Origin of the sequence: Nocardia sp. NPDC046763 (assembly GCF_040645495.1) — a bacterium.
GTDB lineage: Bacteria > Actinomycetota > Actinomycetes > Mycobacteriales > Mycobacteriaceae > Nocardia.
This window is the reverse complement of sequence record NZ_JBEYYI010000005.1, coordinates 64,464-78,268: the sequence shown is the minus strand read 5'-3', so window position 1 is coordinate 78,268 and position 13,805 is coordinate 64,464. Positions and strand designations below refer to the sequence as shown.

Genomic DNA, 13,805 nt, shown 5'->3' with positions numbered 1-13,805 from the left:
GGTTCTTGGTTCTCCGGCTTTTGTCTTCTGGTCCTTTGCCTTTCAGCACTTCCCGAACCAGTCGAGGCTCTGCCCGTGCGGACGCGCATACGCCATCGGAACTCCATTCGACGCAAGTACCAGATGCACGTCCGCCGGTCCGGCCGGGAGAACGTCGGTGCCGAAATCAACGACTCCCGGCGGCTCATTGGTAATCCACTCACACGGAAGCTCTCGCATCATCGCCGGGAAGGTCGCACGATCGGCGCGCGCGAGATATAGCAGCACGGCACTACCGAAGACAATGACGGGTATATCGGAGGGAGCCTCGTGGATCAGGTCCGCCAGCGCATTGCTGAGATCGCCCCGAACCAGATGCGGCGGATTCTCCCGGGCGATGGCGGCGGCATTGCGCAAGCGGTCCAGGCGGTTTCGCTGTTCGGGCCAGACGAGAGATTCCAGCCAGCGCATGTCCTCGGGATCCCGGACATCGAGCGGGTTGAGGTCGATACCTGCGCGGTGCACGACGTTCGGTAATTCGGCGGGCAGTGGCGGGTTGCCGGTGGTGGCGCACGGCAGGACGACGGTGGAGCGCCCGTCTCGGGGGTCGAGGGCGGGGCCGTCGTCGTAGGTGTAGCTGTACCGATCGGGGTAGAGGCACAGTCCGGCAGAGGCGCCGAATTCTATGAGCGCCACCGGATCCGAACCGTGCCGGGCGAGCAGCGGGAGCAGGGTCGCGGTCCGGCCCACCTCGTTGGTCTGGGTGCGACGGGTCATGGCGACGTCCCGGACCTCGGGCCAGTTGGTGACGAGGAAGTCCTTGAACTCCTCGAATGGCCGCGCGGTCGCGCCCAGGTAGCGGGCCGCGCCGAGGATCAGATTGGGCTGGCGCTTGTGCACGGGCAGGGTGTCGATGAGGGCGAGAAGCTCTGTGTCCCTGGCGATTCCGAGGCACCAGCGCTCGTAGCAGGGCGAGTAGCCCCGTACCTCCCGCTCGGCGAATGCCCGGTATCGATCGGCGGTTTCCATCCTGCCTCCCCCACATCGGCTTTCACGAAAAAGGGCGTCCGCGGCAGTTGCCGGGGACGCCCTTATCGATAGCACCTGTCAGAGCATGCAGCTCACGCAGCCCTCGACTTCGGTTCCTTCCAGCGCCATCTGGCGGATGCGGATGTAGTAGAGGGTCTTGATGCCCTTGCGCCAGGCGTAGATCTGGGCCCGGTTGACGTCGCGGGTGGTGGCGCTGTCCTTGAAGAACAGGGTCAGGGACAGGCCCTGGTCGACGTGCTGCGTCGCCGCGGCGTAGGTGTCGATGATCTTCTCGTAGCCGATGTCGTAGGCGTCCTCGAAGTATTCGAGGTTGTCGTTGGTCAGGTAGGGGGCCGGGTAGTAGACGCGGCCGATCTTGCCTTCCTTGCGGATCTCGATCTTGGACGCCACCGGGTGGATGGAGCTGGTGGAGTGGTTGATGTACGAGATCGAGCCGGTCGGCGGCACCGCCTGCAGGTTCTGGTTGTAGATGCCGTGCTCCATGACCGATGCCTTCAGCGCGCGCCAGTCGTCCTGGGTGGGGATGTGGACACCGGCGTCGGCGAAGATCTGGGCGACGCGGTCGGTCTTGGGCTCCCACGCCTGGTCGGTGTACTTGTCGAAGAACTCGCCGGTGGCGTACTTCGAGTCGGGGAAGCCGCCGAACGCCGAACCCCGCTCCATCGCAATCAGATTCGAGGCGCGGATCGCGTGGTAGGCGATCGTGTAGAAGTAGATATTGGTGAAGTCCACGCCCTCTTCGGAGCCGTAGCGGACTCGCTCGCGCGCCAGGTAGCCGTGCAGGTTCATCTGGCCCAGGCCGATGGCGTGGGACTCGTTGTTGCCCTGTTCGATCGAGGGCACCGAATAGATGTGGGTCTGGTCCGACACCGCGGTCAACGCGCGAATCGCGACCTCGACCGACTTGCCGAGGTCCGGCGAGTCCATGGTCTTGGCGATGTTCAGCGAACCCAGGTTGCACGAGATGTCCTTGCCCACCTTGGCATAGGACAGGTCGTCGTTGAACTCCGACGCGGTGGAGACCTGCAGGATCTCCGAGCACAGGTTGGAGTGGGTGATCTTGCCCGCGATCGGATTGGCCCGGTTCACCGTGTCCTCGTACATGATGTACGGGTAGCCCGACTCGAACTGCAGCTCGGCGATGGTCTGGAAGAACTCGCGAGCCTTGATCTTGGACTTGCGGATCCGCTTGTCGTCGACCATCTCGTAGTACTTCTCGGTCACATTGATGTCGGCGAACGGCACGCCGTAGATGCGCTCTACGTCGTACGGCGAGAACAGGTACATGTCCTCGTTCTTCTTCGCCAGCTCGAAGGTGATATCCGGAATCACCACACCCAGCGACAGCGTCTTGATGCGGATCTTCTCGTCCGCGTTCTCCCGCTTGGTGTCCAGGAACCGGTAGATGTCGGGATGGTGGGCGTGCAGGTACACCGCACCCGCGCCCTGCCGCGCACCCAGCTGGTTGGCGTAGGAGAACGAGTCCTCCAGCAGCTTCATGATCGGGATGACACCGGAGGACTGGTTCTCGATCTTCTTGATCGGCGCGCCGGCCTCACGAATATTGCTGAGCAACAGGGCGACACCGCCGCCGCGCTTGGACAGCTGCAGGGCGGAGTTGATGGAGCGGCCGATCGACTCCATATTGTCTTCGATGCGGAGCAGGAAACAGGACACCGGCTCGCCGCGCTGCTGCTTGCCCGAATTGAGGAAGGTGGGGGTGGCCGGCTGAAAGCGGCCGTCCATGATCTCCTCGACCAGCTCGCGGGCCAGCTTCTCGTCACCGGCGGCCAGGGCCAGGGCCACCATGCACACGCGGTCCTCGAAACGCTCCAGGTAGCGCTTACCGTCGAAGGTCTTCAGCGTGTACGAGGTGTAGTACTTGAACGCGCCGAGGAAGGTCGGGAACCGGAACTTCTTGGCGTACGCCTGCTTGAACAGCTGCTTGACGAACTCACGGGAGTACTGGTCGAGAACCTCGGTCTCGTAGTAGTTCTCGCGCACCAGGTAGTCGAGCTTCTCCTCCAGATTGTGGAAGAAGACCGTGTTCTGGTTGACGTGCTGCAGGAAGTACTGGTGCGCGGCTTCCCGGTCCTTGTCGAACTGGATCTCGCCGTTGGGGCCGTACAGGTTCAGCATCGCGTTGAGGGCGTGATAGTCGAGTCCCTCGGTCGCGGAGTCGCCGCTGACAGGGCGCTCTACGCGGGCAGTTTTTCCGACCGGTGCTGTTGTCGTTGCCAAAACAATCCCAATCCCTCTCGGACGCGCTCGACGTCCTCGGCAGTTCCCATGAGTTCGAAGCGATACAGGTACGGGACCCCTGCCTTACGCGAGATCACTTCCCCCGCATAGCAGTACGTATCGCCGAAGTTCGTGTTGCCGCTCGCGATCACGCCGCGCAGCAGGGCGCGGTTGTGCGGGTCGTTGAGGAACTTGGCCACCTGGCGGGGGACGAATTCCTTGTCGGATCGCTGCCCACCCAAAACGTGCCGACCTCCCCCATAGGTGGGGACGATCAGCACGAAGGGTTGGTCGACGCGAAGCGAGTCGGCGGTGTGAAGCGGTATGCGAACGGCGGGCAGGCCCAGTCGTTCGACGAAGCGGTGCGTGTTCTCCGAAGCGCTCGAGAAGTAGACCAGATTCGGTGTCGCGCTGGACATCTCGGTCATCTCCCCTCCTTTCGATTCGGACGAACCTGCAGGAGGCCGCCGGCCCTGACCGGCGGCGCGGCGTCAGGCGACGGCGACGATGTCGGCCAGAGCCTTGATGCGGTCCGGGCGGAAGCCGGACCAGTGATCGTCACCGGCGACGACGATGGGGGCCTGCAGGTAGCCCAAGGCCATGACGTAGTCGCGGGCTTCGGGGTTCTCGGAGATGTCGATGACGCTGTAGTCGACACCAGCCTTGTCGAGGGCGCGGTACGTGGCGTTGCACTGGACACAAGCGGGCTTGGTGTAAACGGTGATGGTCATTGGTATCCCCTTCTCCTTAGCCTTTGATCTGTCTGCAGTGCACGGCTCAAACAAGATCCACGTAGTAAGTGCGCAAACCCCTGGAAGTGGAACCGAAGCCCCTGGTCGCTCGGTGAACTTCGAGGTCCTCACCTAGTGGCCTTCCAGCTCCCAAGACACTACACCTAGTGGCCGACAGATTCATACAACACGACATGTTGCGACTCACAAAGGTGAAATTCCGGTGTCGTAAGTACCTGGACACTCGATTCGCAACTCGACACGACTGCGACACACATCACAATTTCGACATTTAGTTCATTTCCAGCAAACACACCATCACCGCTGATCGACATCCACCCCACGAGTCACAGCAGACTCGAGCGACCACCCGGTTTGCCACCCCGCCGGGCCCTGCCCACAATTCCAGGGCCCCCGCTCAGCTCGGCGTGTCGCGGCGCGTGAGCCCGGACTACCGGATCGTGAAGGACGCGCCGTCGATCGGACCGGGCGTCAGCAACCGATTGGTGGCCGCGATCCCGTAGGCGTCGACGTCATAGGCCGCCAACGGCAGACCGTCGATGGTTATGTTCGTGAAGGTGATCGGATCGAAGCCGGGCAGCGCGCCGCTGAGATGACCCTCGACGACGATCTCCGCGGTGCGGGCGGGCACCGAGGCGGCGGCGACCGTGGTGCGGGACCAGTTCGCGGTGCGATTCTCCAGCGTCATGACGTAGCGCCCGTCACCCCAGCTGACCACCGAATGCATGGTGTCGCCCGGCCGGACCACGACGTCGTCGTAGCTCACCGGCGCATCGGGGTAGCGCTCCCACCAGCCGTCGACCTGCGTGTCGGGGGTGCAGAGACCACCGAAGAGACCGAGCGAGCACAGGCCGTCCGCGGCCGCGCCCAGCAGGTCGGACAGTTTGCCCCCGGCGTTCATGACCGTCCCGGCCAGGTCCGGATCGACGTACGCCAGATCCGCGGCGGCGGATTCGACCTGCAGACCCGGCAGCGCCGCGTACACGGCCACGTCACTGGCGCACAGGGATTCGACGCCGGTCTGCACGAGCGGGAGCGCGATCTGACCGTTGAGCCCGACGGCGCCGTTCAATCCCACCCAGGGCACCACGCGCTGCAGAATGCCCGGATTGCGGCAGTCCACGTGCGGCTGCACCCAGGTGGCGCTGATCTCCCGGAAATCCCCCCGCACCACGTACCCGGCCCAGTTGCCCAGATAGAGGCGGACATACGACTCGGCCGCCGCGTCAGCCGCATTGACCACCACCGAGGCGGCGGAGACGGCCAGGGTAACCGCCATGAAACAACGGCCTAACAAAGTGTTGCCCGTTGATAGCTTCATGGTGTGACGGTAGCCCGATTTGTCCGGGAAAAGCTAGGGGCCACGGCTCAAAAGCCGTGGCCTTGCGCTGAATTCAACGAGTAATCACTGCATGTGCCGGACGTTAGCCCAAGCTGTCAGGCGTTCGCCCGCGCGTCGGCGGTCTCCGCCAGCAGGTGCACGGTGGCGGCCAGCTGGGTCAGGGCCTCCGCATCGTCGACCGGGTGGGTCTCAGCGAAGCGCTGGCCGATGACGCCGAAGTTCAGCGATGCCTCCTCGACGACCTTCGCGCCGGCCACGCCGAGCGCCTTGACGGCGTCGTCGTGCGACCACTTGGCGGCGTTCGGGCTGATGGAAGCGGAGATGACCGCGGCCGGGAGATCCTTGAGCGCACCCGCACCGTACGGACGGGAGGCCCAGTCGATGCCGTTCTTCAGCACGGCCGGCAGGGTGCCGTTGTATTCGGGGGTCACCAGCAGCACGGCGTCGGCGGCGGCGACGGCGTCACGCAGCGCCTGCGCGGCGGCCGGGACCTTGCCCTCGGCGTCGATGTCCTCGTTGTAGAAAGGAATCTCACCGAGGCCCTCGTAGATCGCGAGCTCGACGCCCTCCGGTGCGGTCTTCGCGGCAGCCTCGGCGAGGCGGCGGTTGATCGACGCGGCGCGGAGGCTGCCGACCAGAACGAGAATGCGGGTCTGCGACATGATGATCACTCCAAGGGTTACTGATTCAGCAGCGGAACTTTCGATAGACTGTAACCGGACTGCAGTCCGCTTACATTCCCGGGTAGGAGCACACAGCCTGTGACACGCGACACCTCACCGGATGAGGTCGTTCCGGCCCTGCCGAGCATCGCGCTGCCGATCGAACCCGTCGGCACCCAACGGGCCCCCGCGCACTCGGTGCCGCTGCTCATGCCCGGCAGCAGCCATGAGCGCAGCGACGCCGCCCGCAACCGGCAGCTGCTGCTCGACGCCGCCGAACAGCTGGTCCGCGAGTGCGGCGCGGACGCGGTCACCATGGACGCCGTCGCCAAGCTGGCCGGTGTCGGCAAGGGCACGGTGTTCCGGCGCTTCGGCAATCGGGCCGGGCTGATGCTGGCGCTGCTCGACCAATCCGATCAGAAACTCCAGTGGGCCTACATGTTCGGGCCGCCGCCGCTGGGCCCGGGCGCGCCGCCCGTGGAGCGGCTGATCGCCTTCGGGCGGGCGCGCCTGGCCCTGGTCGAGGTGGAGGGCGACGTGCGTAAGAACGCCGACATCGGCGGGCAGTACTCCGGCCCGCCCTACAACATCGCGAAAACCCATGTCGCCCTGCTGCTCCGGCAGGCGGGCGCACCCGGCGACATCTCGCTGACCGCCGACACGCTGCTGGCCAGCCTGGACGCCGGCCTGGTGCTGCATCAGATCCGCGAACTGCGCTACACCCCGGACCAGGTGGGCGATCACTGGGAGCATCTGGTCCGGCAGGTGACCGCGCCCGCCGGTCAGTAGGGTCGCCGGCCGTTCAGTAGAGTGTGGCCATGGGGAACCTGCGCGAACAGATCATCGCCGAATTGGGCGTCCTGCCGGACATCGAACCGAAAACCGAAGTGCGGCGGCGCATCGACTTCCTCAAGGATTATCTGCGCTCCACGCCCGCAACCGGTTTCGTGCTCGGCATCAGCGGCGGCCAGGACTCCACTCTCACCGGCCGCCTGTGCCAGCTCGCCGCCGAGGAGTTGCGCGCCGAGGGCCACGACGCCATTTTCGTGGCCGCGCGCCTGCCCTATGGTGTCCAGTTCGACGAGGAAGACGCCCAGATCGCCCTGCGGTTCATTCAGCCCGATCGGTCGGTCGTGGTGAACGTCAAGCCCAGCGCGGACGCCGCCGCCGGAGAGGCCGCCCTCGGCATCATGGAACTGCACGAGGAGCCCCGCCTGCGAGACTTCGTGCGCGGCAATATCAAGGCCCGCGAGCGCATGCTGCTGCAATACGCCATCGCGGGTCAGCTCAATATGCTGGTCGTCGGCACCGACCATGCCGCCGAAGCGGTCACCGGCTTCTTCACCAAGTACGGTGACGGCGGCGTCGACATCACCCCGCTGACCGGGCTCAGCAAGCGTCAGGGCGCGGCACTGCTGCAGGAACTCGGCGCGCCGCCGAGCGTCTGGCAGAAGGTCCCGACCGCCGACCTCGAGGACGATCGCCCCTCCCTTCCCGACGAGGAAGCGCTGGGCCTGAAGTACTCCCAGATCGACGACTACCTCGAAGGCAAGCCGGTCGCCCCCGAGGTCGCTGAACGCGTCGAGACCATCTTCCAGAACACCCGCCACAAGCGAACCGTCCCGGTGACCCCGCTCGACACCTGGTGGAAATAACCCCCCAGACCCCGTGCCCGCCGCGCTCACGCGCGGCGGGCACGGCTGTGAATTGTGCAGCGACAGCTGCTCATTTCTGATCCGCGTCCGCGATGAGGCGGCGGTGCAGCTCGGCCGTCATGGCGTGAATGGCCCGGGTCAGTTCGGTATTGGTCTTGAGCTCGAGTTCCTGTTCCTGGAAATCGTGATCGGCCTTGGCCTGCTGGAAATCGGCCTGGCGGTTCTGGCCGATCATGACGAAGGTGGACAGGAAGATCGCTTCCAGGGACACCACCAGGGTCAGGGTCGGCCAGGGGCTCTTCTCGACGACGATCATCCACACGGCGAAACCGACGGCGTGTATGTAGACGAAGGTCATCGACCCTGCGAACTTCGTGATCCAGTCGGCCACGCGCAGCTGGAAACTGGCGGCACGCTGCTGCCGCACTTTCGCGACGGCGGGGTGCTGGGGCCGGGGGGCGTGCGTCATTCGGGTCGGTCTCCTGACGATGGCGTGCGGGGACCGGCGAATGTTAGCGCCCGACAGTGAAATTCGGGCACCGAGCGCCGCGCCGGGGCTAGCCGCCCGCGAACGGGGGCAGCACGTCTACGCGCGAGGACAGCGGGGTGGCCGCGTCGCGGGTGAGTTCGTCGCCGATGAGATAGGCGCAGACCTTCAGCATGGGGTCCAGCTTCGGGCCGTAGACCGCCGAGAGGGTGGCGCGCAGGTCGGCGACGGTGGCCCCGGACGGCAGGTCCAGGGTCTCCTTCTCCTTACCGACCGCATCGGCGATCGCGGCGAAATAGCGGACCTCAACCACCGATGGCTCCCATCGTTCGTTCGGGCGGGACGAAGCCGGCGGCGTCGATGCCGTGCCCGGCCGATTTGTTCCACATGGCGCCGCGCCACAGTCCGGCGATATCGGCGTCGGTCGCGCCGGACCGCAGCGCGGCGCGAATGTCGTACTCCTGATCGCTGAACAGGCAGGAGCGGATCCGGCCGTCGGCGGTCAGGCGGGTGCGGTCGCAGTCGGCGCAGAACTTGCGGGTCACCGAGGCGATGATGCCGACGGTGGCCGGGCCGCCGTCGACCAGCCAGCGTTCAGCGGGCGCGGAGGGATCCTCACGGCGGGTCTCGGTGAGGCCGAAGCGGGCACCGAGCACGTCCAGGAGTTCGGCGGCGGTGATCATATTGGCGCGCGCCCACTCGTGGTCCGCGTCGAGCGGCATCTCCTCGATGAACCGCAGCTCCGCGCCCGCGTCCAGGCACCACTGCAGCAGATCGGCTGCGCCGTCCAGGGTTTCGCGCATGAGCACCGCGTTCACCTTGAGCGGGGTGAGCCCGGCCGCGATGGCGGCGCGAATCCCGGCCAGCACCGAATCGAGGCGATCCCGCCGGGTGAGCCGGTGGAAGCCGTCGCGGTCCACGGTGTCGAGCGAGACATTGATGCGCCGCAGCCCGGCCGCAGCCAGTCCGCGCGCCCGATGCTCGAGCCCGACGCCATTGGTGGTCATGGCGAGCGGCGTATCCGGCAGCGCCGCATGGCAACCGGCGATGATGCCTTCCAGATCGCGGCGCATGAGCGGTTCGCCGCCGGTGAATCGCACCTCGTGCACACCCAGTTCGCGGACCGCGAGCGTCACCAGCCGCACGATCTCCTCGGTCGAGAGCAGCTCGTCGGCGGGGATGGGCGGCAGGCCCTCCTCCGGCATGCAGTACGTGCAGCGCAGCGAGCATTTCTCGGTGATGGAAACCCGCAGGTCCCGCGCGACCCGGCCGAAGCGGTCCAGCAACAGGGGCGTATCCGGGCGTCCGTCCATCGCGGGTCGCCCGGTTCGCACAGCGGGCATACCCATCGCGACCACGGTCATTGCACCATTATTGCCGGGACCGCAAGTATTCGTAGATTCCTACGAGGCGAGCCCGCCGAACAGCCGGTCACGGCCTGGAGGATCCACCCGCGTATAGGCTCACCGACATGAGTTCCCGGCACGCGCTAGCCCCGGCCCGACCCGTCGACGACCACCGCCGACGCATCGAGGATGTGCTCCGGCCGCTGGCCGGACGCGTCGCCGAGACCGTCCCGATGGACCGCGCGCTGGGGCGGCGGCTGGCCGTGGATGTGTACGCACCCCTGGATCTGCCGGTGTTCCGGAACTCGGCCATGGACGGGTACGCGGTGCGCGCGGAGTCGGTGGCCATCGTCCCCGCGACCCTGCCGCTGGTCGGCGTGGTGGCGGCCGGGAACACCGAGCAGCTGACGCTGCCGGCGGGCACCGCCGTCAAGGTGATGACCGGCGCACCCGTGCCGCCCGGGGCGGACTGCGTAGTGCCGGTGGAGCACACCGAGTCCGATGGCGTCACCGTGACGATCCGAACCAGCCGTGCCAGTGGCGATTTCGTGCGCGAGCCCGGCACCGATGTGCGTGCCGGGCAGTTGCTGGCGGCCGCGGGCACCCTGCTGCGGCCCCGGCACATAGCGGCGCTGGCGGCGGTCGGGCTGGGCGAGCTGTCGGTGCGGCGTCCCGTGTACGCCGCGGTCCTCACCACCGGTGACGAACTGCGGCCCGCCGGGGCGACCCTGCTGCCCGGCCAGATCTTCAACTCGAACGGCATCGCACTGGCCGCGGCCCTCACCGACAACGGTGTCGAGGTGGTGTCGGTGGCGCATTCGACCGACGACCACGAGGAGTTCCGGGCCCGGCTGGCCGAGGCCGTGGCGCAGGCCGACGTGGTGTTCACCTCCGGCGGCGTCTCCATGGGCGACTTCGAGGTCGTCAAGGAGGTGCTGTCGGCGCGGGGCGGCGAATTCGGCGCGGTGGCAATGCAACCCGGCGGCCCGCAGGGGCTGAGCATGGTGGACGGGGTGCCGGTGCTGAGCTTCCCGGGCAATCCGGTGAGCACCATGGTGTCCTTCGAGGTCTTCGCCCGGCCCATCCTGCGCGAGCTGGCGGGCCTGCCCGCGCTGCCGATTTCCGAACTGCCGCTGCTGCAACCGGTCCGCTCCCCCGCCGGGAAGCGGCAGTTCCTGCGCGGCACGCTCGCCGAGGGCGGGGTGGCGCTGGTGTCCGGTCAGGGCTCGCATCTGATCGCCGCCATGGCCCGGGCCGATGTCCTCATCGATGTTCCGGCCACCGCGACCGAGCTGCCGGCGGGCACGATTGTCGAGGTCCGGCCGCTGTGAACGCCCCGCTTTCGCTGTGCCAAGGTGGTTGTCATGAGTGAGTTGTCGCATGTCGACCGTGAAGGTCGCGCCCGCATGGTCGATGTGAGCGCGAAGGCCGACACCGCGCGCATCGCGGTCGCCGCGGGCGAACTGCACACCACCGCCGAGGTCATCCGCCTGGTCCGCGCCGACGACATGCCCAAGGCCGATGTGCTCAGCACCGCGCGCATCGCCGGGATCAATGGCGCGAAGAAGACCTCCGAGCTGATTCCGCTGTGCCATCAGCTGGCGCTGTCGTCGGTGACCGTGAACTTCGGCTTCACCGACACCACCATCACCATCGAGGCGAGCGCCAAGACCAAGGGGCCGACCGGCGTCGAGATGGAGGCGCTGACCGCGGTCGCGGTCGCGGGCCTCACACTGCACGACATGGTGAAGGCGGTGGATCCGGCCGCCACCCTGAACGGGGTGCGGCTGATCACCAAAGAGGGTGGAAAGCACGGACATTGGGTGCGGCCGGAGGCCGAGGGACACCACGGCGAGCACCACCACCGGCACGAGAAGCACGAAAAGGCCGCTGCCGCAACGGCTCCGCTCGCGGGCGCGGGCCGGACAGCCGCCGTCGTGGTCGCTTCGACCGGGGTCGCCGCCGGTAGCCGCCAGGACACCACCGGCCCGCTCTTGACCGAATGGCTCGGCGCGCAGGGCTTCTCGGTGCGCGGGCCGCTGGTGTTCGCGGATGCGGATATCGCCTTCGGCCTCGCGGATGCACTGTCCACCGAGCCGGATCTGGTCATCAGCACGGGCGGCACGGGAGCCTCCCCCTCCGATGGCACCCCGGAGGCGACGCTCGCCCTGCTCGATCGGGAGTTGCCGGGCGTGGCCGACGCCATCCGCCAGGCGGGCACCGCCAAGTTCCCGCTCGCCGCGCTCAGCCGGGGCGTGGCGGGTCTGGCCGGGCGCACCGTGATCGTCAATCTGCCCGGTTCGCCGGGCGGGGTGAAGGACGGTATGGCCGTACTGACACCGCTTCTCGAACATCTGCTGGCCCAGGTGGCCGGAGGAGGCAGCCATGAGTGAACTGCTGGCCCGGATCAGCGATCAGCCGCTCGATCCGGCCGAGGTGGAGCAGGCGGTGAGCGGACCGGAGCACGGCGGCATCGTGGTGTTCACCGGCAAGGTGCGCGATCACGATGGCGGACAATCGGTTTCGGCGCTGGAGTACTCGGCGCACCCACAGGCCGAGGAGTTCCTGCGCAAGGTGTGCACGGAGGTCGCCGAGTCCTCCGGGCTGCCGGTGGCGGCCGTGCATCGCATCGGCCCCCTGGCCATCGGCGACCTCGCGATCGCCGTCGCCGTCGCCGCGCCCCACCGCGCCGAAGCCTTCACCACCTGCGCCGAACTGGTCGACCGCATCAAGCACGAGGTCCCCATCTGGAAGCGTCAGATGTTCACCGACGGCCTCTCGGAATGGGTCAACGCCTGCGGGTGATCCGGCCGACGAACCGAAGCCGCGGATCCGGACGGAATCTACGGCTTCGGTCTCCCCGATGAGGAGGGGCTCAGGTGGCGGGTACCGGGTCAGGGGCATCGGGGTCGGCGATCGCCGACGCGGGATTCCATGCACCCCTCGCTATTTCGCCGAGTCCGGTGTGGTTGAAGACGAGGTTCAGGGTGAAAGCCGTTGCGGCGGCAAGGCTGATGCCGCTGTTGAGCAGGATCTGGGCCGAGGACGGGAATTTGTCGAACATTCCCTTGGTCAGGACCGGGACCAGGCCGACGCCGATCGAGACGGCAATGAGGGTGAGGTTCACGCGATCCGAGAGGTCGGCCTTGCGAAGGGTGTCCACGCCGATCACCGCGATGGTCGCGAACAGCACCAGGCCGACGCCGCCGACGACCGGCTGGGGGACGGCGGCGACCAGCGCGCCGAAGCGCGGAACCAGACCCAGGACAACCAGGATGGCGCCGCTGACCGCCGTCACATAGCGGCTGTACACGCGGGTGTTGGCGACCGCACCGACATTCTGGTTGAAGATGGTGTCCACGAACGAGTTCAGGACACCGGCCAGCACCGCCGAGAGTCCGTCGCCGACCAGTCCGCGCGCCAGATCCGCTCGGGTCGAAGGCTTTCCGGTGATCTCGCCGATGGCCAGCATGCTCGCGGTGGATTCGGCGAAGACGACGGCCATCACGATGGTCATGGCCACCACCGCCGTGACCGGGAACTGCGGAGCGCCGAAGTGGAACGGGTGGGGTGCGCCGAGCCATGCCGCCCGGGAGACGCCGTCGAGGTTGATCAGGCCCATGGGGACGGCGATGACGATGCCGACGATCAGCGCGATCAGCACGCCCAGCTGCGACCACACGCCCCGGCCGAGTACCGTGCACACCAGCGCGACGATCAGCACCGCCGCGGCCAGCGCGATGTGTGAGGGCGCGGCGAAGGTGGACGCCTCGGGATCGCTGCCCACGATCAGGCCGCCCGCCACGCCGATCAGCGAAATGCCGACCACGGTCAGCACGGTCCCGCTCACCAGCGGCGGGAAGAACCGCACGATCGAGGCGAACGGCCACGCCAGCGCGATGCCGATCACGCCGCCCAGCAGCATGGATCCGTACATCGCCTGGAGCCCGTAGTCCTTGGCGATCAGGATCATCGGGCTCATGGCCACGAAGGTCGCGCCGGTGACGATCGGCAGCCGCGCACCGGCGAACCGGCCCAGCCCGAGGCTCTGCACCATGGTGATGACGCCCGCCACCAGCAGGTCCGAGCTGATCAGCAGGGCGACGGTGGACGTGCCGAGCCCGGCGGCCGCGCCGAAAACCAAAGGCACCGTGACACATCCGGTGTACATGATCAGCACGTGCTGAATTCCGAACACCAGCAGCCGATGCCACGGCAGCCGCGTGTCGACGGCAAGGGGCGACGTCGTGTCGACGGGATCGAGCGAAGGCATGGCCTGTCTTTCCTTCCT

General features: G+C 67.1%; 15 protein-coding genes. 5 read left to right on the top strand and 10 right to left on the bottom strand.

Going from position 1 to position 13,805, the window contains the following annotated elements:
• Window positions 1-42: 42 nt before the first annotated feature.
• The 6 genes from ABZ909_RS09850 to ABZ909_RS09825 all read right to left on the bottom strand — a co-directional run bounded on the left by ABZ909_RS09850 (window position 43) and on the right by ABZ909_RS09825 (window position 6,026).
• Window positions 43-1,008 (bottom strand): DUF2332 domain-containing protein, encoded by a 966-nt coding sequence (locus ABZ909_RS09850; protein ID WP_356997445.1) that lies wholly within the window; start codon window positions 1,006-1,008, stop codon window positions 43-45.
• 78 nt (window positions 1,009-1,086) lie between these two features.
• On the bottom strand, window positions 1,087-3,168 hold the full coding sequence (gene nrdE, locus ABZ909_RS09845; RefSeq protein WP_356997443.1) for a class 1b ribonucleoside-diphosphate reductase subunit alpha: 2,082 nt from the start codon (window positions 3,166-3,168) through the stop codon (window positions 1,087-1,089).
• A 59-nt stretch (window positions 3,169-3,227) separates the two neighbouring features.
• Window positions 3,228-3,698, bottom strand: coding sequence for a class Ib ribonucleoside-diphosphate reductase assembly flavoprotein NrdI (gene nrdI, locus ABZ909_RS09840; protein WP_356997441.1), 471 nt, complete (start codon window positions 3,696-3,698; stop codon window positions 3,228-3,230).
• A 63-nt stretch (window positions 3,699-3,761) separates the two neighbouring features.
• Window positions 3,762-4,001 carry a redoxin NrdH gene (locus tag ABZ909_RS09835; RefSeq protein ID WP_356997439.1) on the bottom strand — a complete coding sequence of 80 codons (240 nt, stop codon included), beginning with the start codon at window positions 3,999-4,001 and terminating at the stop codon, window positions 3,762-3,764.
• Between the two features lie 451 nt (window positions 4,002-4,452).
• Window positions 4,453-5,301, bottom strand: a complete 849-nt coding sequence (locus ABZ909_RS09830) for a G1 family glutamic endopeptidase (RefSeq protein ID WP_356997438.1) — start codon at window positions 5,299-5,301, stop codon at window positions 4,453-4,455.
• A gap of 158 nt (window positions 5,302-5,459) precedes the next feature.
• A complete protein-coding gene (locus tag ABZ909_RS09825; RefSeq protein WP_356997436.1) occupies window positions 5,460-6,026 on the bottom strand; it encodes an NAD(P)H-dependent oxidoreductase in 567 nt (188 codons plus the stop codon).
• 210 nt (window positions 6,027-6,236) lie between these two features.
• Here ABZ909_RS09825 and ABZ909_RS09820 point away from each other — a divergent pair, with 210 nt between their 5' ends.
• Together ABZ909_RS09820 and nadE are read left to right on the top strand one after the other, a co-directional pair.
• Complete coding sequence (locus tag ABZ909_RS09820; protein ID WP_356997900.1) at window positions 6,237-6,815, top strand: helix-turn-helix domain-containing protein; 579 nt, start codon at window positions 6,237-6,239, stop codon at window positions 6,813-6,815.
• Between the two features lie 29 nt (window positions 6,816-6,844).
• Window positions 6,845-7,681 carry an ammonia-dependent NAD(+) synthetase gene (nadE, locus tag ABZ909_RS09815; RefSeq protein WP_356997435.1) on the top strand — a complete coding sequence of 279 codons (837 nt, stop codon included), beginning with the start codon at window positions 6,845-6,847 and terminating at the stop codon, window positions 7,679-7,681.
• A gap of 70 nt (window positions 7,682-7,751) precedes the next feature.
• On the opposite strand, the gene ABZ909_RS09810 is transcribed toward nadE, so the two are convergent.
• From ABZ909_RS09810 to moaA, 3 genes are all read right to left on the bottom strand, one after another.
• The gene (locus ABZ909_RS09810; RefSeq protein WP_356997433.1) at window positions 7,752-8,150 is read right to left on the bottom strand and encodes a DUF1003 domain-containing protein; all 399 of its coding nucleotides are present in this window, start codon (window positions 8,148-8,150) and stop codon (window positions 7,752-7,754) included.
• Between the two features lie 88 nt (window positions 8,151-8,238).
• A complete protein-coding gene (locus ABZ909_RS09805; protein WP_356997431.1) occupies window positions 8,239-8,481 on the bottom strand; it encodes a MoaD/ThiS family protein in 243 nt (80 codons plus the stop codon).
• Complete coding sequence (gene moaA / locus ABZ909_RS09800) at window positions 8,474-9,532, bottom strand: GTP 3',8-cyclase MoaA (RefSeq protein WP_356997429.1); 1,059 nt, start codon at window positions 9,530-9,532, stop codon at window positions 8,474-8,476. Before moaA ends, ABZ909_RS09805 begins: the two co-directional genes overlap by 8 nt.
• A gap of 107 nt (window positions 9,533-9,639) precedes the next feature.
• Here moaA and glp point away from each other — a divergent pair, with 107 nt between their 5' ends.
• Genes glp through ABZ909_RS09785 form a run of 3 tightly spaced genes read left to right on the top strand, consistent with a single transcriptional unit; the run spans window position 9,640 to window position 12,319 of the window.
• Complete coding sequence (gene glp / locus ABZ909_RS09795) at window positions 9,640-10,845, top strand: gephyrin-like molybdotransferase Glp (protein WP_356997427.1); 1,206 nt, start codon at window positions 9,640-9,642, stop codon at window positions 10,843-10,845.
• A 33-nt stretch (window positions 10,846-10,878) separates the two neighbouring features.
• A complete protein-coding gene (gene moaCB / locus ABZ909_RS09790) occupies window positions 10,879-11,907 on the top strand; it encodes a bifunctional molybdenum cofactor biosynthesis protein MoaC/MoaB (RefSeq protein WP_356997426.1) in 1,029 nt (342 codons plus the stop codon).
• Window positions 11,900-12,319, top strand: coding sequence for a molybdenum cofactor biosynthesis protein MoaE (locus tag ABZ909_RS09785; RefSeq protein ID WP_356997425.1), 420 nt, complete (start codon window positions 11,900-11,902; stop codon window positions 12,317-12,319). The genes moaCB and ABZ909_RS09785 overlap by 8 nt, the downstream gene beginning before the upstream one ends.
• Window positions 12,320-12,389: 70 nt before the next feature.
• Here the strand turns inward: ABZ909_RS09785 and ABZ909_RS09780 are convergent, their stop codons facing one another.
• On the bottom strand, window positions 12,390-13,787 hold the full coding sequence (locus ABZ909_RS09780; protein ID WP_356997423.1) for a nucleobase:cation symporter-2 family protein: 1,398 nt from the start codon (window positions 13,785-13,787) through the stop codon (window positions 12,390-12,392).
• Window positions 13,788-13,805 lie beyond the last annotated feature (18 nt).